General features: G+C 68.1%; 19 protein-coding genes and 1 pseudogene. 10 read left to right on the top strand and 10 right to left on the bottom strand.

Features of this window, described 5'->3' with window-relative positions; all coding sequences use genetic code 11:
- The first annotated feature begins 78 nt into the window (after positions 1-78).
- Positions 79-570, top strand: coding sequence for a hypothetical protein (locus ACE3N9_RS05025; protein ID WP_374281471.1), 492 nt, complete (start codon positions 79-81; stop codon positions 568-570).
- Here the strand turns inward: ACE3N9_RS05025 and ACE3N9_RS05020 are convergent.
- The 7 genes from ACE3N9_RS05020 to ACE3N9_RS04990 all read right to left on the bottom strand — a co-directional run bounded on the left by ACE3N9_RS05020 (position 567) and on the right by ACE3N9_RS04990 (position 9,276).
- Positions 567-1,559 (bottom strand): DUF2891 domain-containing protein, encoded by a 993-nt coding sequence (locus ACE3N9_RS05020; protein ID WP_374281469.1) that lies wholly within the window; start codon positions 1,557-1,559, stop codon positions 567-569. The two genes, ACE3N9_RS05025 and ACE3N9_RS05020, sit on opposite strands and share 4 nt — an antisense overlap.
- Positions 1,556-2,494: a DUF979 domain-containing protein gene (locus ACE3N9_RS05015; protein ID WP_374281467.1), complete on the bottom strand. Its 939-nt coding sequence runs from the start codon at positions 2,492-2,494 to the stop codon at positions 1,556-1,558. The genes ACE3N9_RS05020 and ACE3N9_RS05015 overlap by 4 nt, the downstream gene beginning before the upstream one ends.
- Positions 2,491-3,156 carry a DUF969 domain-containing protein gene (locus tag ACE3N9_RS05010; protein WP_374281603.1) on the bottom strand — a complete coding sequence of 222 codons (666 nt, stop codon included), beginning with the start codon at positions 3,154-3,156 and terminating at the stop codon, positions 2,491-2,493. The genes ACE3N9_RS05015 and ACE3N9_RS05010 overlap by 4 nt, the downstream gene beginning before the upstream one ends.
- A 2-nt stretch (positions 3,157-3,158) precedes the next feature.
- Entirely contained in the window at positions 3,159-6,743 is a 3,585-nt protein-coding gene (locus ACE3N9_RS05005) for a hydantoinase B/oxoprolinase family protein (RefSeq protein WP_374281466.1), read from the bottom strand.
- A gap of 249 nt (positions 6,744-6,992) precedes the next feature.
- Positions 6,993-7,487: an OmpA family protein gene (locus tag ACE3N9_RS05000; RefSeq protein WP_374281464.1), complete on the bottom strand. Its 495-nt coding sequence runs from the start codon at positions 7,485-7,487 to the stop codon at positions 6,993-6,995.
- Entirely contained in the window at positions 7,480-8,724 is a 1,245-nt protein-coding gene (locus ACE3N9_RS04995) for a diguanylate cyclase domain-containing protein (protein ID WP_374281462.1), read from the bottom strand. Before ACE3N9_RS04995 ends, ACE3N9_RS05000 begins: the two co-directional genes overlap by 8 nt.
- A 3-nt stretch (positions 8,725-8,727) precedes the next feature.
- On the bottom strand, positions 8,728-9,276 hold the full coding sequence (locus ACE3N9_RS04990; RefSeq protein WP_374281461.1) for a YfiR family protein: 549 nt from the start codon (positions 9,274-9,276) through the stop codon (positions 8,728-8,730).
- Between the two features lie 147 nt (positions 9,277-9,423).
- On the opposite strand from ACE3N9_RS04990, the gene putA reads away from it, so the two are divergent.
- The 3 genes and pseudogenes from putA to ACE3N9_RS04975 all read left to right on the top strand — a co-directional run.
- Positions 9,424-12,555 (top strand): bifunctional proline dehydrogenase/L-glutamate gamma-semialdehyde dehydrogenase PutA, encoded by a 3,132-nt coding sequence (gene putA / locus ACE3N9_RS04985; RefSeq protein WP_374281601.1) that lies wholly within the window; start codon positions 9,424-9,426, stop codon positions 12,553-12,555.
- A 92-nt stretch (positions 12,556-12,647) separates the two neighbouring features.
- Positions 12,648-14,237 carry a fatty acid--CoA ligase gene (locus tag ACE3N9_RS04980; RefSeq protein WP_374281459.1) on the top strand — a complete coding sequence of 530 codons (1,590 nt, stop codon included), beginning with the start codon at positions 12,648-12,650 and terminating at the stop codon, positions 14,235-14,237.
- 97 nt (positions 14,238-14,334) lie between these two features.
- Positions 14,335-15,621 (top strand): annotated as a pseudogene (locus ACE3N9_RS04975) (3-hydroxyacyl-CoA dehydrogenase NAD-binding domain-containing protein); the annotation flags it as partial.
- A 3-nt stretch (positions 15,622-15,624) separates the two neighbouring features.
- Here ACE3N9_RS04975 and ACE3N9_RS04970 read toward each other — a convergent pair.
- Positions 15,625-16,764 carry a cell wall hydrolase gene (locus tag ACE3N9_RS04970; protein ID WP_374281457.1) on the bottom strand — a complete coding sequence of 380 codons (1,140 nt, stop codon included), beginning with the start codon at positions 16,762-16,764 and terminating at the stop codon, positions 15,625-15,627.
- Positions 16,765-16,862: 98 nt separating this feature from the next.
- Complete coding sequence (locus ACE3N9_RS04965; RefSeq protein WP_374281455.1) at positions 16,863-19,118, bottom strand: TonB-dependent receptor; 2,256 nt, start codon at positions 19,116-19,118, stop codon at positions 16,863-16,865.
- 224 nt (positions 19,119-19,342) lie between these two features.
- On the opposite strand from ACE3N9_RS04965, the gene ACE3N9_RS04960 reads away from it, so the two are divergent.
- Positions 19,343-19,804 (top strand): MarR family winged helix-turn-helix transcriptional regulator, encoded by a 462-nt coding sequence (locus ACE3N9_RS04960; RefSeq protein ID WP_374281453.1) that lies wholly within the window; start codon positions 19,343-19,345, stop codon positions 19,802-19,804.
- 2 nt (positions 19,805-19,806) lie between these two features.
- On the opposite strand, the gene ACE3N9_RS04955 is transcribed toward ACE3N9_RS04960, so the two are convergent.
- On the bottom strand, positions 19,807-20,310 hold the full coding sequence (locus ACE3N9_RS04955) for a DUF3237 domain-containing protein (RefSeq protein WP_374281451.1): 504 nt from the start codon (positions 20,308-20,310) through the stop codon (positions 19,807-19,809).
- Positions 20,311-20,439: 129 nt separating this feature from the next.
- Here ACE3N9_RS04955 and ACE3N9_RS04950 point away from each other — a divergent pair, with 129 nt between their 5' ends.
- The 5 genes from ACE3N9_RS04950 to ACE3N9_RS04930 all read left to right on the top strand — a co-directional run bounded on the left by ACE3N9_RS04950 (position 20,440) and on the right by ACE3N9_RS04930 (position 25,900).
- Entirely contained in the window at positions 20,440-22,791 is a 2,352-nt protein-coding gene (locus ACE3N9_RS04950) for a TonB-dependent receptor (RefSeq protein ID WP_374281449.1), read from the top strand.
- A gap of 82 nt (positions 22,792-22,873) precedes the next feature.
- Complete coding sequence (locus tag ACE3N9_RS04945) at positions 22,874-24,169, top strand: spinster family MFS transporter (protein WP_374281447.1); 1,296 nt, start codon at positions 22,874-22,876, stop codon at positions 24,167-24,169.
- Complete coding sequence (locus ACE3N9_RS04940) at positions 24,166-24,564, top strand: nuclear transport factor 2 family protein (RefSeq protein ID WP_374281445.1); 399 nt, start codon at positions 24,166-24,168, stop codon at positions 24,562-24,564. The genes ACE3N9_RS04945 and ACE3N9_RS04940 overlap by 4 nt, the downstream gene beginning before the upstream one ends.
- Before the next feature lie 10 nt (positions 24,565-24,574).
- Entirely contained in the window at positions 24,575-25,222 is a 648-nt protein-coding gene (locus ACE3N9_RS04935; protein WP_374281443.1) for a carboxymuconolactone decarboxylase family protein, read from the top strand.
- Positions 25,223-25,282: 60 nt separating this feature from the next.
- A complete protein-coding gene (locus tag ACE3N9_RS04930) occupies positions 25,283-25,900 on the top strand; it encodes a glutathione S-transferase family protein (RefSeq protein WP_374281441.1) in 618 nt (205 codons plus the stop codon).
- Positions 25,901-25,926 lie beyond the last annotated feature (26 nt).

Raw genomic sequence — 25,926 nt, 5'->3', positions numbered from 1 at the left:
TTGCCGCTTGCATGCCAAGCGCGGCGGACCTAAGCCAGAGCATACCGACCCATTCCGGGTCACCTGTCTGGAGCGCCGATGGCCCACGCCAAGAGCCCTGCGCTGCGGGTCCGGCCCGAACGAGTGGCCGACAAGCTGCGGCTCGCCTCGTTCATCCTTGCCAACCATTACCTCGATGCCAGCGCGCACCTGCGCCGCGCCTTTGGCCTGGGGCAGGAAGACGTGCTGATCCTGCTGACCGTGGCGATGGGCAACGTCCAGCGGATGCTGCGCGCGCCGGACGAAGAAGGGCTGGCCCTGTCCACCGCGCTGGTCGACCAGGACCGGATCGTGCCGGTATCACGCCGCGCCGTGGCCCGCGCCGCCGGCCTGCCGCGCGAAACGGTGCGACGGCGAACCAATGCCATGCTCGACGCCGGGGTGCTGCTGCCCTGGGGCACGGGCCTGCGCACCGCGCGGCGACTGGTGCTGGCGCCGCAGGTGCAGGACGCCGTCCAGGCGCTGACCGAAAGCCATGCCGCAGCCACCCGTGCGCTGCTGCGCCACGGCCTGCTGGAACTGGAAGCCTAGCCCGCCTCGAGCGCGAGCAGGGCGAAAGTCGCCAGCCAGTGTTCGCCCATGTAGTGATCGGCCAGGTGCGGCAGCGCGGCATCGAGGTGCCGCTGCGCCGCATCGCGCGCCACCGGGCGGACCGGGTGCCCTTCCGGCAGGGCCGCGGCGATGGACCGCCAGCACCACGCCCGGCTGAGGTTCAGCCCGTCAAGGTGCGCGATCTTGCCATCGGTGCGGTCGGACACGTGCGCCGGGGCGAACAGCGTGGCCGGCAGTTGCCGCGCCGCATCGGGCAGGAAAGCATCGAACCAGTCGGCAAAGCCCGTACCCATGGTCCGGCTCATCACCAGCGCCTCGCACAGCGCAGAGGAGAGGAATTCGTCCCCGCCCGGCTCCCACGCCTGGCAGGCGCGATCAGCGGCGAACCAGTCCTGCGCGCGCCCAGCAATCAGGCTGGCCAGCGCGGTATCATGCTCCAGCGCCCTGTCGTGCGCGAGGACCATGGCGAAGGCCGAATTGTAATGGGTGCCGACGCGGATCGGATAGGTCTGCTTGGGCAGGAAATCTTGGAACCGCCCGGCGAAATTGGCGGCGAAGGGATCGGCCAGCCGCGCCCAGGCTGCATCGTGGCGGACCATTTCGCCATGCAGCGCCAGCCCCCAGGCCCAACCATAGGGCCGCTCGAACCCGCGCGCGGAGGGGCGCTCCAGATAGGCCGCCTCCGCCGCCCAGTTGGCCGGGGTGAACATCCGCGCGGCCAGGTCGCGCACCTGCGCCGCCTCGGCCAGGTCCGGGAACTGCCGGGCCAGCCGCAAGACCTGCCACCAGCCGTGGACGCAGCTGTGCCAATCGAAGCTGCCATGGAAGATCGGGTGCAGCGCGGCGGGGCGCAGCGCGTCTTCCGGGCCGTCCAACACATGGTCCAGCTTGTGCGGAAACTCGCGGGTCAGGTGCCCGCTGGTCAGCGCCATGAAGCGCGCGGCGTGGGCGGGGGTCAGGTGGGTCATGGGAAAGCCAGGAAATAGATCAGGGCGATATTGATGGCCAGTAGCGGCAACGCGGTGCCGACCTGCGCTTTCACCACCGCGTTGCGGTCACGCAGCTCAAGCAGCGCGGCGGGCACCATGTTGAAATTGGCGGCCATCGGCGTCATCAGTGTGCCGCAGAAGCCCGCCAACATGCCGATTGCGGCGACGATCGCGGGATCGCCGTGGTACTGATGGATCAGCACCGGCAGGCCGATCGCGGCGGCAATCACCGGGAAAGCGGCAAAGGCGTTGCCCATCGCCATGGTGAACAATGCCATGCCCAGGCCATAGGCGATCACGGCGGCGAGCAGGCTGCCTTGCGGGATCACGCCGGCCATCATGCTGCCCACCACGTTGCCCACGCCCGCCAGCGCGAAGACCGCGCCAAGGCTGGCCAACATCTGCGGCAAGATCCCCGCCCAGCCGACCGCGTCGACCAGCCGGCGGCCTTCCTGCATCGCGACAACTGGCGTGGTCCGCAGCACGGCCATGCCCAGCGCCAGGGCGATCAGCACCCCCAGCGCCAGGCTGACCAGCGTGGCTTGCTTGCCATCGACCAGCGCGGGCAAGTACTTGAACAGCAGGGTTCCGGCCAGCGCCACCGCCGGGATCACCAGCGCGAGCAGGAACAGCCGGTTGCCGTGGCGCTGCGCCGCCACCGCGCGGTCCTCGGCCGAAGTGCTGCCTTGTCCCCGCCCCAGCCCGCCCAGGCCGGCGATGGCGACGAGGGCAAGGACCAGCAGGCCGTTGCCGAAATCGCCCAGCCGGTCGCCCGCCAGCATCGACAGTGCGAGCAGGCCCCAGAACCCGGCATTGGCGAGCCGCTTGGGATTGCTGGCATCCCGCAGCGAGAGCACGGCGAAGGCGGCAAAAACCAGCCCGGCAAACAGATAGACCTGCGCCAGCCCGATCATCGCGGCGCCTTCCGGCTGATCCGGCGGTCGAGCCGCCAGAGGCGGAAACCGTGGATTATCAGCGCAAAACCCGCTGTTGGGATCGCCCAGACCGACAGATCGAACGGGGCGAGGACGATGCCCTGCTGTTCCATGAAGCCCTTCATCAGCAGGATCGAGCCAATCGCGATGAAGATGTCCTCGCCGAAAAACAGGCCCACATTGTCGGTGGCGGCGGCCATGGCCTTGACCTGTTCGCGGTCGGTTTCGGCCAGTTCGCCCTGCGCTTCGGCGGCGGCTTCGGCCATCGGCGCGACGAGCGGGCGGACGGTCTGGGCGTGGCCGGCGATAGAGGTGAGGCCGAGGGCGGCGGTGGACTGGCGGAGCAGCAGGTAGCCGGTCAGCAGGCGGCCGAGGGTGGCGCCTTTCAGCCCGGAAATCAACGTCTTGGCCCGTTCCTGGAGCCCCCCGCGTTCGAGCAGGCCGATCACCGGCAGGACGATCCAGACCACCGAGACATAGCGGGTATCGTTGAACGCCTTGCCAAAAGCAGACACGATTTCAACCAGTTGCAGCCCCGCCGCGAGGCCCGAGGCAAGCGCGGCGGAAAGCACGACCACCAAGGGGTTGAGCCGCAGCACAAAGCCGCCGACCATGACCACCAGGCCAGAGAGCACCCACAGATTCATGGCTGGCCGTATCCTCCCCCACCGGGCGTTTCGATCACGATCACATCGCCCGCGCCAACCGCGACGCTGGCGGTCGCCCCCAGCACTTCGACCGAACCGTCCGCCCGCTCCACCCGGCCCGTGCCGAGCGCGCCGGGCTGCCCGCCCGCGAGGCCGAACGGCGGCACCCGCCGCCGGTTGGACAGGAGCCCGGCCTGCATCGGTTCGAGAAAGCGCAGCCGCCGCACCGCGCCATCGCCGCCGCGCTGCGCCCCGGCCCCACCCGAACCGCGCCGGATCGCGAATTCTTCGAGCAGCACCGGAAAGCGGCTTTCCAGCACTTCGGGATCGGTCAGGCGGCTGTTGGTCATGTGGGTCTGGACCGCGCTGGCCCCGGCAAAGTCCGGCCCCGCGCCGCTGCCCCCGGCGATGGTTTCGTAATACTGGTAGCGATTGGTGCCGAACGTGAAGTTGTTCATCGTCCCCTGCGCGGCGGCCATCGCGCCGAAGGCCCCGAACAGCGCGTCGGTAACCGCCTGGCTGGTTTCGACGTTCCCGGCGACCACGGCGGCGGGATAGCGCGGGTTAAGCATCGAGCCTTCCGGTACGAGGATCGTCACCGGGGCCAGGCAGCCTTCGTTCATCGGGATCGGATCGTCAATCATGGTGCGCAGCACGTACATCACGGCGGCGCGAACCACGCTGAACGGTGCGTTGAAATTGCCCGGCAGCTGATCGCTGGTCCCGGCAAAGTCGATCGTCACGAGGCCGGCGGCGCGGTCCACCCGCACGGCCACGGCAATCACCGCGCCATTGTCCAATTCGTAGCGGAACGCGCCGTCCGCCAGCCGCCCGATCAGCCGCCGCACCGCCGCTTCGGCATTGGCGTGGACATGGCCCATGAAGGCGCGGACCACCTCTGCGCCGTGTTCGTCGCAGGCGCGCTGCAGGCCCGCCGCGCCGCGCGCGCAGGAGGCGACCTGCGCCGCGAGATCGGCAATGTTCTGATCGACATTGCGCGACGGCCACGGCCCCGAGCCGAGCAGGGCGCGCAAGTCCCCCTCACAGAACCGGCCTTCATCGACCAGCAGCACGTTGTCGAGCAGCACGCCTTCTTCATCAATGCTGCGGCTGCCGGGCGGCATCGATCCCGGCGCGATCCCGCCAACGTCGGCATGATGCCCGCGCGCCGCGACGAAAAAGCTGGGCGCATCGCCATCGCCATCGACAAACACCGGCATGACCACGGTGATGTCGGGCAGGTGGGTGCCCCCGGCATAGGGCGCGTTGAGGACATAGGCATCGCCGCGCCGGATGCCCCGTCCATCCGCCCCGCCCGCACGCGCGCGCAGCACCACCTGCACGCTTTCGCCCATCGAGCCGAGATGCACCGGCATGTGCGGGGCATTGGCCACCAGCCGCCCCGCGCCATCGAACAGCGCGCAGGAAAAATCGAGCCGTTCGCGAATGTTGACCGAGGTTGCACTGCGCGCCAGCGCGCTGCCCATTTCCTCGGCAATCGCCATGAACAGGCCATTGAACACTTCCAGCCGGATCGGATCGGCTGCCGTCCCGCCCGTCGCGGCCTGCTGCCGGGCTGTTTCGCGCACCAGTCGCAGCGTGCCATCCCCGTCCACCCGCAGGCCCCAGCCCGGTTCGACCATGGTGGTGGACAGGGGATCGATCACGATCAGCGGCCCGCTGGCGGCAAACCCGGCGGCCAGCGCCGCACGGTCATGCACCGGCACGGCTTGCTCCGCCCCGTCCAGCCAGCAGGTGGCGCTTGCCAGCGCCGGTCCGCTGGCCGCTGGCAGCGGCCAGTTCAGCCGCGCCGCGCCGAGGTCCTCGGCCACGGCTTCCAGCCGCAGGCGGTCAAGCACCAGGTCCCCCGCCCCGTCATAGCCGAACTGCGCGCGGTGCGCGGCGGCGAAGGCGGCGGCCAGTTCATCGGCCGGGCCGAGCGGCAGTTGAATGGCGTTTTCGCTGCCCGCCGTGCGCAGGAACAGGCTGGCTTCGACCCGGCTGGGCGGCGTGCCAAGCTGGGCGCAGCATTCATCGGCCAGTGCGGCGCGCAGCGCCTCGACCTCACCCTCAACCCCCGGCGCCAGTGGCAGGCCAAGCGAGCGTTCGCGCACTGCCGCCTCGCTCGCCAGGCCCATGCCATAGGCGGAGAGGACGCCCGCGAGCGGGTGGACCAGCACCGTGTCGATCCCCAGCGCATCGGCCACCAGGCAGGCGTGCTGCCCGCCCGCCCCGCCAAAGCACGACAGAGCATAGCCCGTCACATCATGCCCGCGCGCGACCGAGATCTGCTTGATCGCGTGGGCCATTTGGGCCACCGCGATACGGATGAAGCCTTCGGCCAGCGCCTGCGGGGCCAGCCGCTGCCCGCCCTGCGCCGCGATCTCGTCCGCAAGGTCCGCGAACTTGCGCTGCACCACGTCGCGGTCCAGCGGCTGATCGCCAGTGGGACCGAACAGCGCGGGGAAGTGTTCCGGCAGCAGCTTGCCCAGCATGACGTTGCAATCGGTCACCGTCAGGGGGCCGCCGCGCCGATAGCAGGCCGGCCCCGGCACCGCGCCCGCGCTTTCCGGGCCAACCACCAGCCGCCCGACATCGAACCGGCAGATCGACCCGCCGCCCGCCGCCACGGTGTGGATCCGCAGCATCGGCGCGGCGATGCGGACATTGGCGACCTTGACCTCGCTGTCGCGTTCGAAGGCGCCGGCATAGTGGCTGACATCGGTCGAAGTCCCGCCCATGTCGAACCCGATCACCCGGTCCTGCCCGGACAATTCCGCCGTGCGCGCCATGCCGACGATCCCGCCGGCCGGGCCGGACAGGATCGCGTCCTTGCCGTGGAACCGCGCGCCCTGCACCAGCCCCCCACTCGACTGCATGAACAGCGGGCGAATATGGCTGCCCAGCCGGGCCGAGAACTGATCGACATAGCGCCGCAGCACCGGCGAGAGGTAGGCATCGACCAGCGTGGTATCGCCGCGCGGGATCAGCTTGATCAGCGGGGCGACCTGGTGGCTGACCGAAACCTGGGTGAAGCCGGCTTCGCGCGCCAGCTCGGCCAGCCGCGCCTCGTGCGCGGTAAAGCGCCAGCCGTGCATCAGGACGATCGCGATTGACCGCAGGCCATCGGCCACTGCCTGGCGGAAGGCGGCCAGCGCCGCCGCTTCATCCAGCGGGCGGACCACCTCGCCGTGCGCATCGACGCGCTCGTCAATCTCGATCACGCGGGCGTGGGGCGGCTCGGGCAGGACGATCCGGCGCACGAACAGCTCGGGCCGGTCCTGCGTGCCAATCCGCAGCGCATCGGCAAAGCCGCGCGTGATCGCCAGCACGCATGGTTCGCCCTTGCGTTCGAGCAGGGCATTGGTGGCGACCGTGGTGCCCATCCGCACTTCGGCGGGCGGAATCTCGCCCGCGCCCGCGCCCGACAGCTGGCGGATCGCGGCGACGGCGGCATCCTCGGGCCGGGCGGGATCTTCGGACAGCAGCTTGGCGGTCAACACCCGGCCATCCGGGCTGCGCGCCACGACATCGGTAAAAGTGCCGCCGCGATCGATCCAGAACTGCCAGGGAGTGCTCATCATCGCCCCGTCATAGGCGCGGGCGCCGCGCGGCAAAAGGGGGGGGTGCCCAGCCTGTCCACCGTCACGTTCCTTACCCCCCAACCATCAGCCCATCCCCCCTTCGTCACCCCGGGCTTGACCCGGGGTCCAGCTGCCTTGTCGGCGGCTCGATGCACACGGCCGTCGCAAAAGAAGCTGGACCCCGGGTCAAGCCCGGGGTGACGGGCAGTGGATTGCGCGGCGCAAGGCCGCTGCCGCAGCGCGCGGTTACTTCACTTTCATCGCGTTGACCGGGGTGACCACGATCACCACCCGGCGGTTCTGGGCGCGGCCTTCCTCGGTTTCGTTTTCGGTAATCGGGTCGATCTCGCCCTTGCCCACGGCGGCCACTTCGGCGGCGGGCATGCCGCTGGCAGTGAACTGCGCGCGGACGGCCTGGGCGCGGCGTTCGGACAGGGCCTGGTTGTATTCCTCGGCCCCGGTGGAATCGGTGTGCCCTTCGACCGTTGCGCCGTGGATGCCGACCCCGGTCAGCGCGCGGGCCAACTTGTCGAGCCGGTCGACCACTTCGGGGACCAGTTCGGCCTTGTCTACTTCGAACAGCACCCGGTCGGCCAGGCCCAGCTCGTAATTGTCGCCGTCCTGCTTGAAGCCGTTCTCGGTCAGCAGCGCGACCTGCTGCTTGCTGAAGCCGGGCTTGGCCGGCACCGTGGCGCAGCCTGCCAGTGCGGCAAGCAGGGTGGCGGCGATCAGTTTACGCATGGTTCTTTCCTTTTGGGCCGGCGGCAAGCCGGGCTTTCTTGTGTTCGTACATGTCGGCATCGGCGCGGCGCAGCAGGTCCTGCGGCGAGATTCCGTCGTCGGGATAGACCGCTACCCCGGCGCTGAGTGTCGAGCGGGCGTCGCCGCCGGTCGGCAGGCGCCAGGGCCGCGCCATGGCACGGTCGATCCGCTCCAGCACTTGCTGGACGCAGGCCCGATCCCCGAACGGAGCCAGCACCACGCCAAATTCATCGCCGCCCAGGCGGAAGGCGTGATCGGCCTGGCGGATCGACTGGCGCAACCGGTCGGCCACGGCGATCAGCACGGCATCGCCGCATTCGTGGCCGTGGCGGTCGTTGACCTGCTTGAACAGGTCGATGTCGAAATAGAGCAGCGCGAAGGACTGGCCGGTGCGGACCGAATCCCCGATCGCGTCGGCCAGGGTCTGTTCGAACAGCACGCGGTTGCCCAGCCCGGTCAGCGCATCGTGGGTGGCGCGGCGGGCCAGTTCGGCGTTCTCGCTGGTCAGGCCGGCGTGCCAGCCTTGCAATTCGGCCAGCAGCGCGTTGAAATCGCGCCCGAAGCGGTCGATCTCGGCGATCCCGGAGCTGGGTACGCGCTTTTCGAAAGCGCGGTCGCTGCGCACGGCGTGGGCCACTTCGGCCACGTGATCCAGCGGGCGGATCACGTCCTGTTGCAGCCGCCGCGCCAGGATGCGGGTGGCGATCACCGTCAGCCCCAGGCACGACAGCGCGATGATCAGCCCCGACAGGGCATAGCGCAGGATGCCTTCGGAATTGCCGTAGACTTCGACCCGGCCGATCACCGTCTCGTTGCGGCGGATCGGGGCCACGGCCGGCTTGGGCCAGATCTGCTGGTTGGCCCAGTCCTCGATCCGGCTGTGCAGATCGCCGTGGGGGTGCTTCCAGTTGGCCAGCACCCGCCCGGCCGGATCGCGCACCTCGACGCAATCGACCCCGCGCACCGCGCCGACCGACAGGATGCCGTCGGCAATCGCCTGCCGGTCATCGAACACCACGGCGGGTTCGACCGTATAGGCTACGGTATGGGCGATCAGTTCCAGATTGCGGGCGGCATAGTTGCGGATCACGATCATCCCGCTGACCAGCAGGCTGAGCGCGGCCAGCACCACGGCGAACAGGATCAGCCGCAGGTGGACCCGCGCCAGCAGCTGGCGCAGCGTCGGCAGGGCCTGGTTGGGGGGCGCTTGCAGCATGGCCTAGCCGCCTCCCTGCGCCAGCCGCAGCACGCGCGGATCGACCCTGAGGCCCGAGCGTGACACCGCGTCGATATTCAGCCGGAAGCTGACCGCGCCGGGCTGGAACACCAGCGCGAACATCGCCTGGCCGCGCCCGTCGGGATCGGCTTCGGCAATGGTCAGCACCCCGCGCCCGCGCACCGCGTCGGTCAGCTGGCGGGCCTGCGGGGGCGGCACCTGGCCGATATAGAGCGCATCGCAGCCCGCCAGCGCCACGGGGCTGGCCGGCACGGCGCGGCGGGTGATCGCGCGGCCATCGGACAGCCGCAGGACATCGAGCCGCGCGGCGCGGAGGGCCGGGCCGGCGACGCACAGTTCCACCGGGTTCTGCACAGCGGGCCAGCGGGTATATTCGATCATCGACTGGACCATGCGCGCCACGGCCGGGGCATAGCCGTCCCCGCCCCCGCCCGCGACCAGCACGAGCGGGCCGTCCGCCGCCGCTGCCTCCAGCGGCGCCGCGCCCAGCCCAAGACCGGCGGCAAAGATGATCGCTGCAACCCTGATCATATGCCTACTCAAGCCCCGGCATTGCTGCATTGCGGCGAAAAGGCAAGGGTTTATGCGCATTCGCTTAACTAGCCATCAACCACGCGGGGGTGATTGGCAGCGGGAACGGACAGTGCTACGTCTGAAACATTGTTTCACACGGAGGTTATTGTCTTGCTCACTCCGCTGGATCGTTCCGCCCTGCGCCGCGCCTATCGCCTGGACGAGGAAACCTGCCTGGCCGAGCGGCTGATCGAGGCCACGCCCGCCAGCGCGGTCCATGGCGCCGCCCGCGCCGTTGCCGCGCGGCTGATCGAAGGCGCGCGCAGCCACAAGGCCAGCGGGCTCGACGCGTTCCTCCAGACCTATGGCCTGGGCACGGACGAAGGCATCGCGCTGATGTGCCTGGCCGAAGCGCTGCTGCGCGTGCCGGACGCCGCCACCGCCGATGCGCTGATCCACGACAAGCTGGCCGGGATCGACTGGTCGGGCCGGCTGGGCGACAGCGACAGCACGTTCGTCAACGCCGCGACCTTCTCGCTGATGCTGACGGGGCAAGTACTGCAGCAGCGGCGCGAGGATGCCGGCGGGCTGGCCGCGACGCTCAAACGCGCGGTCGGGCGGCTGGGCGAGCCGGTAATCCGGCAAGCGACCTTGCAGGCGATGAAAATCCTGGGCGGCCAGTTCGTCTTCGGCCGGACCATCGACGAAGCGCTGGAGCGCGCCGCGCCGGAACGCAAGGACGGGCTGACCCACAGCTTCGACATGCTGGGCGAAGCGGCGATGACCTTTGCCGATGCGGAGCGCTACCGCCAGTCCTACGCCATGGCGCTCGACCGGCTGGCGCAGGAGGCGAAGGACGGCGTGATCCGCTCGCCCGGCATCTCGGTCAAGCTGTCGGCGCTCTACCCGCGCTACGATTTCCTCCACGCGGCAGCGGCAAAGGCCGCGCTGGTCCCGGTGCTCAAGGACCTCGCGCTGAAGGCGCGCAATGCCGACATCCACTTCACCATCGACGCCGAGGAGGCCGAGCGGCTCGAACTCTCGCTCGACATCATCGAGGCGCTGGTCGCTGACGAGGACCTGTTCGCCGGCGGCTGGCAGGGCTTCGGCCTCGCGCTCCAGGCCTATTCGAAGCGCGCGGTGCCACTCGTCGAATGGATCACGGCGCTCGCCCGGCGGTATCACCGCCGGATCATGGTGCGGCTGGTCAAGGGCGCCTACTGGGACAGCGAGATCAAGTTGAGCCAGGTCGGCGGCCACGCCGATTACCCGGTGTTCACCCGCAAGGTGGCGACCGACGTGTCCTACCTCGCCTGCGCGGCCAAGCTGCTGGCTGCGCCCGACGCGATCTACCCCGCGTTTGCCACCCACAACGCCTATACGGTGGGCGCGGTGCTGGCCATGGCGGGCGAGGCGCAGTTCGAATTCCAGCGGCTGCACGGCATGGGCGAGGACGTCTATGCCGAACTCGCCCGCTACGAAGCGGACATGGGCCGCCCACGCACCCCGGTGCGAATCTATGCCCCGGTCGGCGGGCACAAGGAACTGCTCGCCTACCTGGTCCGCCGCCTGCTCGAAAACGGCGCCAACAGCAGCTTCGTCAACCGCATGGCCAATGCGGAAGTGCCGGTGGACGAGTTGACCGGCGATCCGGTGGCGGAACTCGCCGCGCTGAAGCCCCGCCGCAACCCGGCAATCCCGCTGCCCGGCGCGATCTTCCCCGGCCGCCGCAACAGCGCGGGCGTGGACCTCGCCGATCCCACGGTGCGCGCCCCCCTGCTGGCCGAATTGCAGACCTGGCGCGAGGATGACGAGCCGTGGACCGCGACGCCCACGGTGGAACACGCGCAGGGCGAACCCGCCCACGCGGTCCGCGCGCCGCACGACCACCGCGCGGTGATCGGCACCTGCCGCCCGGCGAGCGCGGCGGAAGTGGACGAGATGATCCAGCGCGCCGCCGCGTTCCAGCCGCACTGGGACGCGCTGGGCGGGGCCGAGCGCGCCGCCCGGCTGGAAGAAGTCGCGGACCTCTACGAGGCCCACACAGTCCAGTTCCTCTCGCTCTGCCAGCGCGAGGCGGGCAAGACCCTGGTCGATGCCGTGCTCGAACTGCGCGAGGCGGTGGACTTCCTGCGATACTACGCCGCCGAGGCGCGCGCCCATTTCACTCCCCATGGCACCGCGCTGCCCGGCCCGACCGGCGAAAGCAACCGGCTGACCCTGCACGGACGCGGGGCCTTCGTGGCGATCAGCCCTTGGAATTTCCCGCTGGCGATCTTCACCGGGCTGATTGCCGGGCCGCTGGCGGCCGGCAACACCGTGCTGGCCAAACCGGCGGAGCAGACCCCGCTGATCGCGGACCTGGCGATCCGCCTGTTCCACGAAGCCGGAATTTCCGACGGCGTGGTGCAACTGGTGCCCGGAGACGGCGCGGTGGGGGCCATGCTGACCAGCGATTCGCGCATTGCCGGGGTCGCCTTTACCGGCTCCACCGCAACCGCCCGCGCGATCAATCGCGCGCTGGCCGGGCGCGACGGGCCGCTGGCCACGCTGGTTGCCGAAACCGGCGGGCAGAACGCGATGATCGTGGATAGCTCCGCCCTGCCCGAACAGGTCACGCGCGACGTGGTGGCCAGCGCGTTCCAGAGCGCGGGGCAGCGCTGCTCGGCGCTGCGCGTGCTCTATCTGCAGGACGACGTGGCCGATGCCATGCTCGAGATGATCCGGGGCGCCTTCGACGCGCTGGTGATCGGCGATCCCGAAGACCCGGCCACCGATGTCGGCCCGGTAATCGATGCCGAGGCCAAGGCCAGCCTTGATGCCCATGTCGCCGCGATGCGCGCAGCGGGCTACCGCGTCTGGCAGCGGGACCTGCCGGAGGCCTGCCAGCACGGCACCTTTGTTGCCCCGGCGATCGTCGAGATTGGCAGCATTGCCGACCTTTCAGCCGAACAGTTCGGCCCGGTGCTGCACGTCGCCCGGTTCAAGGCGGACCAGCTGGAACAGGTGATTGCGGACATCAACCAGACCGGCTTTGGCCTGACGCTGGGCCTGCACAGCCGGATCGACGCGACCCGGAGGCTGGTGGAAGCGCGCGCGCGGGTGGGCAACTTCTACGTCAACCGCAACCAGATCGGCGCGGTGGTCGGCAGCCAGCCGTTCGGCGGCGAGGGCCTGTCCGGCACCGGCCCCAAGGCCGGCGGCCCGCACTATGTCACCCGCTTCGCCACCGAACGTGTGACCTGCATCGACACCACGGCGGCGGGCGGCAATGCCAGCCTGATGGCGGGGGGCTGACGCCCCCACCCTGTCCACTTTGTCAGGTCCACCCGAATCCCCTTGCCCTCCTTAATCGCACGGTTAAATTGACCGGCAATCGGGAGAGAATAATGGATCAGGCTACCTATGACCGCCTGCTGGCCAAGGCCCAGCGCACGGCGGACCTGTTTACCTTTGACGAGTTCCTGCGCTTCTGGTCGGCTGACCGGGGCGAACGGCTGGCGATCGAGGGCGATGACCTGGCCTTCACCTATGCCCAGTTCGAGGATGCGACCGCGCGGGTCGCTTCCGCGCTGCTGGCCCTGGGGGTGCAGAAGGGCGACCGGATCGCCTGGTTCGGCAAGAACAGCGCGACCTATTTCACCCTGTTCTTCGGCGCGGCGCGCGCCGGGATCGTGATGACCCCGGTGGGCTGGCGGCTGGCCGAACCGGAAGCGGCCTATATCATCGACAATGCCGAAGCGAAGCTGCTGTTCCTGGGCGACGGGTTCGAAGCCTGTGCGGCCACGCTGGGTCAGCGCCCCGGCCTGCTGCGCTGCTTCACCGCCGACGAGGCGCGGGCGCTGATCAAGGATAGCCCGCGCACCGATTTTGCCCCGTCCGGCGCGGACGATGCGGTGCTGCAGCTCTACACCAGCGGCACCACCGGCCACCCCAAGGGCGCGGTGCTGTCGAACCGCAACCTGTTCGGGCTGCGCAAGGGTAACCTGGCCAATCCCCCGATCCACACCCTGTGGGACGAGGACGAGGCGGTGCTGGTCGCAATGCCCTGCGCGCACATCGGCGGAACGGGCCTTGGCGTGATGGCGCTGGCGGCGGGCCTGCCCGGCGTGGTGCTGACCGAGTTCGAGCCGACCCGCGTGTTCGACGCGGTGGAAAATCGCGGCGTCACCCGGTTCTTCATCGTGCCGGCGGCCTTGCAGATGCTGCTCAACCATCCGGACTGCGCCAAGACCGATTTCAGCCGGATCAAGTACATCCTGTACGGGGCCAGCCCGATCCCGCTCGAACTGCTGCGCCAGTGCATCGCCATGTTCGGCGCCGAATTCGTGCAGAATTACGGCATGACCGAAACCACCGGCACGATCTGCGTGCTGCCGCCCGAGGACCACTCGGTCGAAGGGAACGAGCGGATGCGGTCCGCCGGCAAACCGCTGCCCGGCGTGGAAATGATCATTCGCGGTCCGGACGGGCAGGCCCTGCCCCCGCGCGAGATCGGCGAGATCTGCACCCGGTCCAGCAACAACATGCTGGGTTACTGGAAGCTGCCCGAAGCCACCGCCAGCACGATGGACGCGGATGGCTGGATCGCCACCGGCGACGTCGGCTACATGGACGAGGACGGCTACGTCTACATGTACGACCGCGCCAAGGACATGATCATCACCGGCGGCGAGAACGTCTATCCGGCGGAAGTCGAAAGCGGCATCTATGGCCATCCCGACGTGCTGGAAGTGGCGGTGATCGGCGTGCCGGACGAAAAGTGGGGCGAAGCGGTGAAAGCCGTCTGCGTGCCCAAGCCGGGCCACACGATCGACGCGGATTCGATCATCCAGTGGGCGCGCGAGCGGCTGGCCGGGTTCAAGGTGCCCAAGAGCGTGGACGTAATCGATGCCCTGCCGCGCAATCCCAGCGGCAAGATCCTGCGCCGCCAATTGCGCGAACCCTACTGGGCCGGACGCGAACGGCAGATCAACTGAACCTCAATGATTGTCATTGCGTGCGTAGCGCAGCAATCCAGAGTGGCGTAAACCGCACTGGATTGCTTCGCTACGCTCGCAATGACGAATGTTTGAACAACGATCAGAGAGGATGAACCCGATGTCCGAACCCCTGCCCGGCGCCCAGGCGCATATCGCCGCCGCGCTCGACCTGTGCGCGCAGATCGATGATCTGCCCGCAGGCACCCCGATGATCCCGATCCGCAAGGTCGGCGTGATCGGCGCGGGCACGATGGGCGGGGGGATCACCATGAACTTCCTGTCCGCCGGGATCCCGGTGACCATCGTCGAGCAGGAACAGGCCGCGCTCGACCGGGGCGTCGGGGTGATGGGCAAGAACTATGAAGCCAGCGTCAAGCGCGGGCGGATCGAGGCAGCCGAGGCCAAGGCGGCGATGGACCGGCTGACCCCCTCGCTCAGCTTCGATGACCTGGCCGATTGCGACCTGGTGATCGAGGCGGTGTACGAAGCGATGGAGGTCAAGAAAGACGTCTTCGCGCGGCTGGACGCCATCGTGAAGCCCGGCGCGATCCTCGCCAGCAACACCAGCTACCTCAACGTCGATGAAATCGCCGCTGTCACCAAGCGGCCCGAAGCGGTGCTGGGGATGCACTTCTTCTCGCCCGCCAACATCATGAAGCTGCTGGAAGTGGTGCGCGGGGCAAAGACTGGGGCAAGCCAGCTGGCGACCGTGATGAACCTCGCGGGCACGATCCGCAAGGTGCCGGTGGTGTCGGGCGTGTGCCACGGATTCATCGGCAACCGGATGCTCGCCAAGCGGCAGGAGCAGGCCAACCTGATGATCATGGAAGGGGCGAAGTACTTCGAGATCGACCAGGTCCTGCTCGACTTCGGCTTCCCGATGGGGCCGTTCCAGATGGGCGACCTGGCCGGCCTCGACATCGGCTGGCACCGCGATCCGTCGAAAGTCACCACCGTGCGCGAGGCGCTGTGCGCCGCCGGGCGCTGGGGGCAGAAGACCGGCAAGGGCTTCTACGACTATGACGATAACCGCCAGCGCAGCCCTTCGGACGAAGTGCTGGGCATCATCGCCGATTTCGCGCAGCGCGAAGGCAAGGCCCAGCGCGAAGTCTCGAAGGACGAAATCTTCGCCCGGCTGCTCTACCCGATGGTCAGCGAAGGCGCGCTGATCCTGGAGGAAGGGATCGCCCAGCGCGCCGGGGACATCGATCTGGTCTGGCTCAACGGCTATGGCTGGCCGGCCTGGACCGGCGGGATCATGTACTGGGCCGACCACGAAGGGCTGGGCAAGATCGTTGCCGGGCTGGAGCAGTATGGCCTGCCGGTCGCCCCGCTGCTGCGCCAACTGGCAAGCGAAGGCGGCAGGTTCAGCGCGGACTGAGCCTCACCGCGCGCGCGGGATGCACTGCTCGCGCGCCACCCCGGCGATGCGCTGGCAATCGTAGAGCGCGATTTCGGCCCCGGCCGGGTCGCGGGTATAGCTGAACAGCAGCACCGCCCGCGCCGCCGGGGGCAAGGGGAAAGTCGCCGGGATCTGCGCCCGGTCGGCCCAGCCGAGCACGCGGCAGGTGGTGGCGCCGCTGCACAACTTGCGCGCCAGGGCCAGCGCCTCGGCCGGGCCGGAAGCGGCATCGAGCGTGACGAAATTGGCCTTGCCGCTGGCATCGCGCATGGTCAGCGTGCCGCCGCTGATCGCCGGCGCGCCGGGTGCGACAGTGGGCTGCGGGCCGGGCGTGGCCGCATCGCTTGCAGCAGCATCGGGCGCGGGCGCGGTCACATCGGGTTCGCCGCCGCGATAGGGGGCGCGCATCGCCTGGGGCGTGCCCCAGTAACCCGGCCAGCGGAAGAACAGGTGCGTTTCGACCCGCGCCAGCTTGACCAGCTGCGGGCTCCAGTAGGGGAACACCCAGTCGGTGTGGTAATGCGTGGCATTGCCGACCCCGGCATAGACCCGCCCGCCCAGCGCCTCGACCGCGCGGGTCCGCGCGGCGGCCCAGGCCGCCTCGCTATAGCGCCGGGCAAGCGAGCCATCGCAGGTGAAGCTGAACTGGCAGCCGGTGGCGCGCTCCGATCCTTCGAACACCACGCCGCAGACCGTCTTGGCAAAGGCCGGATGGCGCACCCGGTTGAGCACGACCTGGATCACCGCGCGCTGGCCGTCATCGCTCGGCCCTGCCTCGGCCATGGCGGCGAGCGCAAGGCAATCGGCGGCGCGCGTCCGGTCGGTTTCGCTGCCGGCAAAGCGGAACGGCGCGGCCGGCAGGAGCGGCCCGGCAAAGAACGGGATCGCAGCGTTGCGGGCCATGGCATCGCCGGCCGGCAGGGTGCTTTGCTGCAGCAGCGGCGCATCCCCGCCGCGCCCGGGCAGCGCGGCAAGCGAGGCCGCCTCGTCCGCCGGGGCAGGCGGAAAATAGGCGTCCAGCCCCGGCAGTGGCCCCGCCAGCCGGCAGGCCAGCGCGAAAGCCAGCATCGGCAGGACCGCCAGCACGGTGACCAGCAACTGGCGGGACAGGGGCGCTTGCATTGCCCGTCCTTTAGCCCGCACCGCATGGCCGAAACAAGGCGGGGGAGCGATCCGGCCCGGACCGCTCCCCCACCCCGGCGCCCAAGGGCGCGTTCAGGTCAGAACTTGAACGAGGCTTCCAGGCCCACTTCGCGCGGCGGCTGGAAAAACTGCTGCACGGGGTTGCCGCCGCCCGGGCTGACCGCGCCGGACATCACGGTCTGGTTGGTCAGGTTCTTGACGTAGGCGGTCAGCGACCACTTGTCGTTATCGCCCACCAGCCCCAGGCTGGCATTCATCAGCACCACTTCCTTGCGGTAATAGGCGTCGATGTTGCTGCGCCCCCAGGTGTTGTAACGCGGGGTGTAGCGCGCATCGATGTGGAAACGGATCTCACCCAGCGAGATCGGCGCGGTATAGTCCGCCGCCACGCTGCCGCTGATTTCCGGCGCATTGGCCAGTTCCAGCCCGGTGTTGTCGGTCGGGATCAGGTAGCTGATCGTCGGCGATCCGGCGAAGGTGAACGGCACCGCCGCGCCGCACTGCCCCGCCGCCGTGGCGCTGGCCGAGAACACCCCGTCCACGTCATCGCAGAAGCTGGTGTAGCGCGAATGGAGATAGCCCACGTTGGCCGACAGGGTGAACTGCGAGCTGAGCCGGAACAACGTTTCCAGTTCGATCCCCCAGGTTTCCGCCGCCGCAACGTTGACCGTCACCGCTTCGGCGCGAACCGCGCCGGGCCGGGTCACCCCGCCCTGCAGGTCCTTGAACTTGTTGAGGAACCCGGTCAGGTTGAAGCGGATCGTGCGGCCCGCCAGGTCGGTCTTGATCCCGGCTTCATACGAAGTCACGTTTTCCGGATCGTACGGCCCGACGTTTTCGGGGCGCGTCCCGCGGCTGTTGAACCCGCCCGCCTTGTAGCCCTTCGACCAGTTGGCGAACAGCATCGCGTTGTCGCTGGCCTTGTACTGCATGGTCACGCGCGGGGTGAATTTCGACCAGTCCCCCTTGAGGCTGCCGGCAAACGACGAGCCGGTATTGAGCACCCCGCCGGCATAGACCTTGGTGCTGATCTGGTAGTCCTTCTTGTCCCACGAATAGCGCCCGCCGAGTGACACGGTGAACTTGTCGGTCGGGTGGACGTTGGCGAGGGCGAACAGCGCGTAGCTCGACGAATCCTGGTCCAGCTGCGATTCGGTGCGGGTCGTCGCGGTGGTCAGCACGGTGTTGTTCTGCCGCCACTTGTCACCCTGGGCATAGGCACCGATGACGTAATCGACCAGGCCGCCGGTGTTCGAGACGAAGCGCAGTTCGGCGGACTTGGAATCGCCCTTGAACTTGCGGGTCACGTCAAAGCCCGGAACCGGGGTGATCAGCCCGTCAAAGTCACCGCGCGTTTCGTAATCCTGGTGGCGCGCGCCCAGCACCGCGGTGATCGTGCCCACCCCGACATCGAGGTTGGACGTCCAGGCCACGCCATAGGACTTGGTCCGGGAATAGGGATCAAACGGCACGGCGGCGATCCGCACATTGGTGCGCGCCTCGACCGGCAGGCCGAGCCAGGCGGCGGTGCCGTTGTCAGCCGAATGGTTGGCCGGGCCGATCGCGGTTTCCTTGTTCCAGTCGGCCACCACGGTGCTGTCGAAACTGGCCGAAGGCTTGGCCCGCAGGGCAAAGCGCAGCGCCTTGGTCTCGTTCGCTTCCAGCTTCGATCCGGTCAGGATGTTGCGGGCATAGCCGTTGTAATCCTTGTAGCTGCCCGAAATCTTGGCGGCGAGCATGCCGTTCGCGAATTCGCCGGTTTCCAGCCGGGCGCGCACTTGCTTCAGTCCGTTCGAGCCGCCGGTCAGCCGCACTTCCCCGCCCGCATCCTCGGCCGGGGCCTTGGTGATGATGTTGATCGTGCCGGCCAGGTTGTTCTTGCCGTAGAGCACGCCCTGCGGCCCCTTCAGCACTTCCACCCGTTCGATGTCGAACAGGTCGAGCATGGTGCTGGCGACGAACGGCACATAGACGCCGTTGATGATCGTGCTGATCTTGGGATCGGCGTTGGGATCGGGATCGGCGCTGCTCATCCCGCGGATCGAGAACATCGGCACGTTGGCCACCAGCCCTTCGGTCTGCAGGATGACGTTGGGGGTAATCCCGTTCAGGTCGGTGATGTCGGCGCTGCCGCTGGCTTCGACCATCTTCTGGTCGAAGGCGGCAATGGTGATCGGCACGGCCTGGACGCTTTCGGCGCGGCGCTGGGCCGTGACGATGATTTCCCGGTTGCCGGTCTGCTCACCCTCCTGCGCGTCCTGCGCCAGGGCGGCGGGGCCCCACAGCGCGGCGGCCAGGGCAATCAGCGAAGCACACGTATTCCCGCGATTCATCAGGCAATCCTCCCATCCGGTTTTGTCGAAATTGTGCGCCGGCGGATTTTATTGTCAAGTAATTTGATAATTCGTAGGCTAAGCTTATTATCTCGCCGCTTGCTCCCGGAGCCTGCCGGCCCGAGCGCGGCGCCGTGGACCTCGCACCTTGCAATGGTTTGAAGAACGGGGCATCAGCGCGCCGTGCGGGGCAGCCGGGTGGCCGCTCCAGGGGGGCTGACAACGTGGTAGGCAAGCAGTCCGGGTACCTGATCATCCCGCTGTTGCAGGGGTTCGAATGGTTTGACGAGGGCCTGCAGCGCTCGATGCAGGCGCGCGGCTGGCCCACGCTGACCCGGCCGGAATCGATGATCATGATCCACGTGATCCAGGACATGATCCGCCCTTCGGAAATCGCCCGGAGCCTGGGCCTGACCCGCCAGGCGGTGCACCGCACCATCGGCCAGATCTGCGAAAAGGGGCTGTTCGAGCTGCGCCCCGATCCGGCGGACGGGCGCGGCTCGATCATCGTGCTGACCCCGCAGGGCGAAGCGATGCGCCGCGATGCGCAGCACATCGTCGGCGCGATCCACCGCGTGCTGGAACAGCGCCTGGGCGCCAAGCCGTTTCGCGAGTTGATCAACCTGCTGGAAAGCGACTGGGGTCCGGTGGCCGCGATCGACCCGGCCGACCAGCCGGCCGACTGAAGCTACAACACTTCGTACAACTGGTGACGCACCCCGAAGTCGGTGCGTTCGCCCACCCCCACGGCCAGCACCGCGTTGAGCCAGGCGAGCTCCGGGCTGGCGGTTTCGAAGGTGGGGGCGATCCGCAGGTAATAGCGCGCCGGATCGACCGGCGGCGCGGCGGGATCGGCAAATTCGGCGCGCACGTCATCGGGGATCAGGGTCCGGCCGGGATAGGTCAGGTGGATCAGCGCGCCGTCATCGGCCTGCCAGACCGAGCGCGCATCGAAGGTGCCGACCGCGCCCGTCGCGATCCGTCCCGCGCGCGACCAGTTGCCGCCACCCGGCAGGATCCGCCCCGCCAGGCGCGGCCCGAAGAACCGCCCGCCGGTGACATAGCCGATTCGCTGTTCGCCGAACGGCGACTGCCCGATGCTGAACACGCCCCCCGCCACCTCGAATTCGGCAGTGCACAGGAACCGGCTGCGCAGGCCTTGAATTGCGGGGTTTTCGGGCTGCTCGGTCATCGACGAATCTCCTGCGAAGGGTCTGGACAGCAGTAAATCACCTAGGCTACTAAGCATCAACACAATTGACGATTATGACCAGTCTGACTGGGTCTGCGCGACACCGATCAATTGAAGTGGGAGGGAACAATGAAGGCAATGAATCACGCGATGATTTCCGCTGCTGCGCTGGTGACCGCGCTGGCGGTGGCGCAGCCGGCCATGGCCCAGGCGGCCGATGCCGCCACCGACGGAGCCACGGCCGACGAGATCGTCGTTACCGCCCGTTTCAAGAAGGAAACGCTGCAGGAAGTGCCGCAGGCGATTTCGGCCTTTGACGAAAAGGCCCTGCTGAAAACCGCCGCGCGCGACCTGACCGACCTCGCCCCCAGCACCCCCAACATCTCGATCCAGCCGGTCGCGACCTTCTCGAACTCGGCCGCGATCTACATTCGCGGGCTGGGCGCGCAGGGCATCGAATCGACCGAGGAAAGCCCGGTCGGCGTGTCGATCGACGGGGTCTACGTGACCCGCCCGGTCGCCACCATGCTCGACACCTTCGACATGGAACGCGTCGAAGTGCTGCGCGGGCCGCAGGGCACCTCGTTCGGCAAGAACTCGCTCGCGGGCGGGATCGCGACCTATTCGAAGAACCCGTCGGGCGAATTCGGCGTCGATGCCGAAATGACCGTGGGCAACTATGGCCGGATGGATGCCAAGGCCGCGCTCGACCTGCCGATCGTCACCGACAAGGCGGCGCTGCGCCTGGTGCTCAACAAGGAGACGATGGACGGCTATTTCAAGAACCGCTTCAACGGCAAGCGCGTCGGTTTCCAGGACCGCACGTCGCTGCGCGGCACGCTGGCGCTGACCCCGAGCGACAACCTCTCGGTCAACCTCAAGGGCTGGGGGCTCAAGGACCGCTCGGGCGCGCCGGGCGGCGATGCCGCGCCGGACCGCACCAAGCTGCTCTACCTGGTGTTCGGGTTCGAGGAGCCGAACGACGGGGCCTTCACCATCGGCCGCGACTTCCCGGGCAACCACGACACCGACCAGTACGGCGCGATCGGCACGATCAATGCCAAGCTGGGCGCGGTGAACCTCACCTCGATCACCGGCTACATCAAGACCAACGATTTCAACGACAGCGACTTCGACCAGTCGGAAAAGTTCTTCTTCCCGACCTTCCGCGTCCAGTCGCACCGCCAGTTCAGCCAGGAACTGCGCCTGGCGACCGACTTCTCGGGCATGGACGGGGCGCTCTCGCGGCTCAACCTGGTGGCCGGCGGCTACTACATGAAGCAAAGCTTCGAAATGTCGCAGGCTTTCCCGACCCTGCCGGTGCTGCTGGCGCCGACGCTGAAGTTCGGCAGCCAGGACTTCGTCACCCAGGACAACACCGCCAAGGCGCTGTTCGCGCAAGGCATCTTCGGGCTGACCGACAAGCTGAACGTGACACTGGGCGTGCGGCAGAGCTGGGAAGACAAGGATTACTTCCGCGATCCCACCGGCACGCTGTTGTCCCCGGCGTTCTTCAACTCGCGCGATGTGGTCAAGTCGCTCGACTACATGGAAGCGCTGGCCAATACCAACTTTGCCGCGGGCAAGGCGTTCAAGGACAGCTATTCGCGCAGCCGCACCACCTTCAAGGCCGGGCTTGACTACAAGATCAACCCCGACGTGATGGTCTATGCGACCTGGAGCCAGGGCTACAAGGGCGGCGGCTATGGCGCGCGCTCGGCCAGCATGGTCACTGCCGGGCCGACCGCCGACAACACGTCGGAACTGTTCGAAGCCGGCCTGAAGAGCGACCTGCTCAACGGCATGCTGCGCTTCAACCTCACCGGCTTCATCACCAAGTTCAAGCAGCTTGAATTCGGCGTGTTCATCCCCAACCCGGCGGTTGCCTCGGGCCAGGAAACGGCCACGGTCAACGTCGGCGCGGCGACCACCCAGGGGATCGAACTGGAAGCCACGCTCAAGCCGGTCGACAACTTCCGGATCAGCGCCAACATCGGCTACCTGGACAGCAAGTACGACAAGTTCTGCACCGATCTGGACGGCCCGTCCGCCTATGCCGCCGCGCCGACCTCGACCTGCGGCAAGGTGACCAGGCTGGTCAACGGCACCTACCTGGTCGATCAGGACTATACGAACCTCAAGCTGGTGCGCGCACCCAAGTGGACCACCCAGATCAGCGGCGAATACACCGTGCCGATGGGCGATTCCGGGGCCGTCACCGCGCGGCTGGCGATGCTCTATCGCACCAGCTGGTTCTCGACCGTGCTCAACGACGCGGTCGGCAAGACGGGTGACTTCACCACGCTCGACGGCTCGCTCGGCTGGGAAAGCGCCGATGGCCGGTTCCGCGCGATGGTCTGGGGCAAGAACCTGACCAACAAGACCTGGGTAGCGGCGCTGACGCCGACCGCGCAGTTCTTCATCCAGCGCTTCTATGGCCCGCCGCGGACCTTCGGCGGCACCATCGGCGCGAAGTTCTGATCCGCACCTGCGACTGACGGGGCGCCGCTGCCACGCGGCGCCCCACTTCCTTTCCCCGCAGGCGGCAGAGGCTGGCACGGCGATGAGCGAGGCGACCCCGACCCTATCCGGCACGGCACCCGATGACGGAGCCATGACCCTGCAACGCGGCGTAGCCCTGGCCATGCTGTTCGTGGTCGGCACGATCAACTTCGTCGACCGGCAGTTGCTGTCGGTGCTGGTCGAACCGATCCGCGCCGACCTGCACCTGTCCGATACCCAGTTCGGCCTGCTGACGGGGCTGGCCTTCGCACTGTTCTATGCCGGGATGGGCGTGCCGGTGGCGATCCTGGCCGACCGCTGGAACCGCGTGAAACTGATCGCGCTCGCCTGCCTGGTGTGGAGCGCGTTCACCGCGCTGACCGGCAAGGTCACCAGTTTCGCGCAGCTGGCCCTGATCCGCTTTGGCGTGGGCGCGGGCGAAGCGGGCGGCACCGCGCCGTCGCTGTCGCTGGTGTCCGACCTGTTCCCGCCGCACCGCCGCCCCTTTGCCGTGGCGATCTTTCAACTCAACGGGCCGTTCGGCGTGTTCGTCGGCTCGGCCTTTGGCGCCTGGGCGGCGGCGAACATCGGCTGGCGCGGCGCGTTCCTGGTGATGGGGCTGGCCGGCATCGTCATCGCCCCGCTGCTGGTCTGGGCGGTGAAGGAACCGCCGCGCGGCCAGATGGACCAGGGCGGCCACGGCGAACACCACGTGCCGCTGCGCGAAACGCTGGCGCTGTTCGTGCGCAGCCCGTCGCTGCGGCTGGTGCTGCTGGGCAACGGGCTGTCGGCCTTTGTCAGTTACGGCATCCTCAACTGGGTGCCGGCCTTCCTGATGCGCACGCAGGGCATGTCGCTGCCGGCGATGGGCCAGTGGTTCGGCCCGGCTGCCGGGCTGACCTTTGGCATCGGCATCATGGGCAGCGGCTGGCTGGTCAGCCGGATCGCCCGGCGCGATGCCCGCGCCTATGGTTTCGTCCCGGCCATTGCCTCGCTGCTGATCGCGCCGGGGCTGGCCGCCGCGCTGCTGATGCAGGGCTGGCAGGCCTCGCTCGCGGTCATGCTGCTGCCGCTGACCGCCTGCACCGTCTATATCGCGCCGGGGCTAGCACTGGTCCAGAACCTTACCCCGCCGCGCTCGCGCGCCACGGCCTCGGCAATCCTGCTGCTGATGTACAACATCGTCGGGCTGGGGTTGGGGCCGCTGTTCGTCGGCATGGTCAGCGATGCGCTGCGCCCGCAGCTGGGCGATGACAGCCTGCGCTGGGGGCTGATGGGGATCATCCCCTTCGCCCTCGCCGCCGCCGCCACCCAGTTCGCCATGACCCGCCACCTCAACCGGGAGCTTGCCGCATGACCGACAGCGTCCAATCGATCGAAACCCTGGCCAAGCGCTTCTTCGACGCGATCGAGGCGGGCGATATTGCCGCAATGCGCGCCAGCCTGGCCGATGATGCCGCGATCTGGCACAACACCGACGAGCTTATCGTCACCCCCGACCAGACCGCGCAGACGCTCACCGGCATGGTCGCCCGCATCACCGACATCCATTACGCCGACCGCCGCCTGACCGCCTTTCCCGGCGGCTTCGTCCAGCAGCACGTGCTGACCGGCAAGCGCCGCCATGACGGTGTGGCCGTGCGTTTGCCCTGCGCGATCGTCTGCCGGGTGGACGGCGGACTGATCACGCGGCTCGACGAATACTTCGATTCCGCGCACGTTGCGACGTTCCGCAAATTTGCCACCAGCTGAGGAGAGAGCCATGCCCGTCCTGCGCCAAGTACCCCGCGCCGAAGCCACCGATGAAACGGTGCTGGCCTATTACAACCGCCTGTTCGGGGAACGCGATCCCGTGGCCGAACCGGGCACCGCCACCGGCACGCCCGGCGACTGGTGGACCGTGTTCGCGCTCGCGCCCGATATCTTCAAGCACGCGGTCGATGGCTTTGCCGTCTACCGCCACCCCGCGCGCAAGATCGACCCCGTGCTGCGCGAACTGGGCCAGACCCGCGCCGGCTGGATCAAGGGCAGCCAGTTCGTGTTCTCGCAGCACTGCAAGTCACTGCGCGGCCTGGGGGTGAGCGAGGAAAAGATCGCCGCCGTGCCCTATTGGACCGTGGCCGATTGCTACAACGACCAGGAACGCGCCGTGCTGGCCTATGCCGATTGCCTGAGCGCGGGCAATGGCCGCGTGCCGACGCAGGTGTTCGACAAGCTGCGGACCTTCTGGAACGACGAGCAGATCTTCGAATTCACCTACATCACCTGCCTGTACGACATGCACGCCGTAATCACCCGCGCGCTGCGCATGGAATATGACGACCGCGAAGACCCGATCGTCGAAGTGGCCGCCCCGGCCGGCTTCAACGCCGCCGACTTCCTCAGCGCGCCGCGTCCGGCCGGGAGCTGATCGTCAACTTTATTGACACAAGCCGGCATGAGTCGTATCGTATCAGATGAGAGGATTGCGATGAAATTCTACACCAGCGTCGGTCCCAACCCGCGCGTCGTGAAGCTGTTCATGGCCGAAAAGGGGATCACCCTGCCCGAGGTCGAGGTTGACCTGCGCGGCGGGGAAAACCGCCGCCCGCCCTATTCGACCGAGGTCAACCCCAGCGGGCAGACCCCGGCGCTGGAACTGGACGACGGTTCGTTCGTGACCGAGATCACCGCGATCTGCGAATACCTGGACGAGCGGTTTCCGGAAAACAGCCTGCTGGGCGACACGGCGGAAGAACGCGCCAAGACGCGGATGTGGACCCGGCGGGTTGACCTCAAGTTCTGCGAACCGATGGCCAACGGCTTCCGCTTTGCCGAAGGGCTGCCGATGTTCGAGCCGCGGATGCGCTGCCTGCCCGATGCCGCTGCGGGGCTGAAGGCGGTCGCGCAGGACGGGCTGGCCTGGCTCGACGCGCAGCTGGGCGACCGGCCCTTCCTGGCCGGCGACAAGCTGACCCTGGCCGATGTGCTGCTGTTTGCCTTCGTCGAATTCGGCAATGCCGTGGGTCAGCCGCTGAGCGCCGAATACGCCAATATCAACCGCTGGTTCGCGGCCATGCAGGCCCGGCCCAGCGCTACCACAGCCTGATTGTGCACAGACAAGCACGAGGAGAC

It is taken from the genome of Novosphingobium sp., assembly GCF_041905565.1.
In the GTDB taxonomy this organism is placed as follows: Bacteria; Pseudomonadota; Alphaproteobacteria; order Sphingomonadales; family Sphingomonadaceae; genus Novosphingobium.
The sequence above is the reverse complement of the archived record's forward strand: the minus strand, read 5'-3'. Positions and strand labels throughout refer to the sequence as shown.

Coding starts and splice junctions, on each gene's coding strand:
- ACE3N9_RS04995 (WP_374281462.1), bottom strand. CDS start 8,724: ATGCTGCAAGCGCCCCCCAACCAGGCCCTGCCGACGCTGCGCCAGCTG.
- ACE3N9_RS05015 (WP_374281467.1), bottom strand. CDS start 2,494: ATGATCGGGCTGGCGCAGGTCTATCTGTTTGCCGGGCTGGTTTTTGCC.
- ACE3N9_RS05005 (WP_374281466.1), bottom strand. CDS start 6,743: ATGAGCACTCCCTGGCAGTTCTGGATCGATCGCGGCGGCACTTTTACC.
- ACE3N9_RS04930 (WP_374281441.1), top strand. CDS start 25,283: ATGAAATTCTACACCAGCGTCGGTCCCAACCCGCGCGTCGTGAAGCTG.
- ACE3N9_RS04935 (WP_374281443.1), top strand. CDS start 24,575: ATGCCCGTCCTGCGCCAAGTACCCCGCGCCGAAGCCACCGATGAAACG.
- ACE3N9_RS05000 (WP_374281464.1), bottom strand. CDS start 7,487: ATGCGTAAACTGATCGCCGCCACCCTGCTTGCCGCACTGGCAGGCTGC.
- ACE3N9_RS04940 (WP_374281445.1), top strand. CDS start 24,166: ATGACCGACAGCGTCCAATCGATCGAAACCCTGGCCAAGCGCTTCTTC.
- ACE3N9_RS05020 (WP_374281469.1), bottom strand. CDS start 1,559: ATGACCCACCTGACCCCCGCCCACGCCGCGCGCTTCATGGCGCTGACC.
- ACE3N9_RS04980 (WP_374281459.1), top strand. CDS start 12,648: ATGGATCAGGCTACCTATGACCGCCTGCTGGCCAAGGCCCAGCGCACG.
- ACE3N9_RS04990 (WP_374281461.1), bottom strand. CDS start 9,276: ATGATCAGGGTTGCAGCGATCATCTTTGCCGCCGGTCTTGGGCTGGGC.
- ACE3N9_RS05025 (WP_374281471.1), top strand. CDS start 79: ATGGCCCACGCCAAGAGCCCTGCGCTGCGGGTCCGGCCCGAACGAGTG.
- ACE3N9_RS04970 (WP_374281457.1), bottom strand. CDS start 16,764: ATGCAAGCGCCCCTGTCCCGCCAGTTGCTGGTCACCGTGCTGGCGGTC.
- ACE3N9_RS04945 (WP_374281447.1), top strand. CDS start 22,874: ATGAGCGAGGCGACCCCGACCCTATCCGGCACGGCACCCGATGACGGA.
- ACE3N9_RS04955 (WP_374281451.1), bottom strand. CDS start 20,310: ATGACCGAGCAGCCCGAAAACCCCGCAATTCAAGGCCTGCGCAGCCGG.
- ACE3N9_RS04965 (WP_374281455.1), bottom strand. CDS start 19,118: ATGAATCGCGGGAATACGTGTGCTTCGCTGATTGCCCTGGCCGCCGCG.
- ACE3N9_RS04950 (WP_374281449.1), top strand. CDS start 20,440: ATGAAGGCAATGAATCACGCGATGATTTCCGCTGCTGCGCTGGTGACC.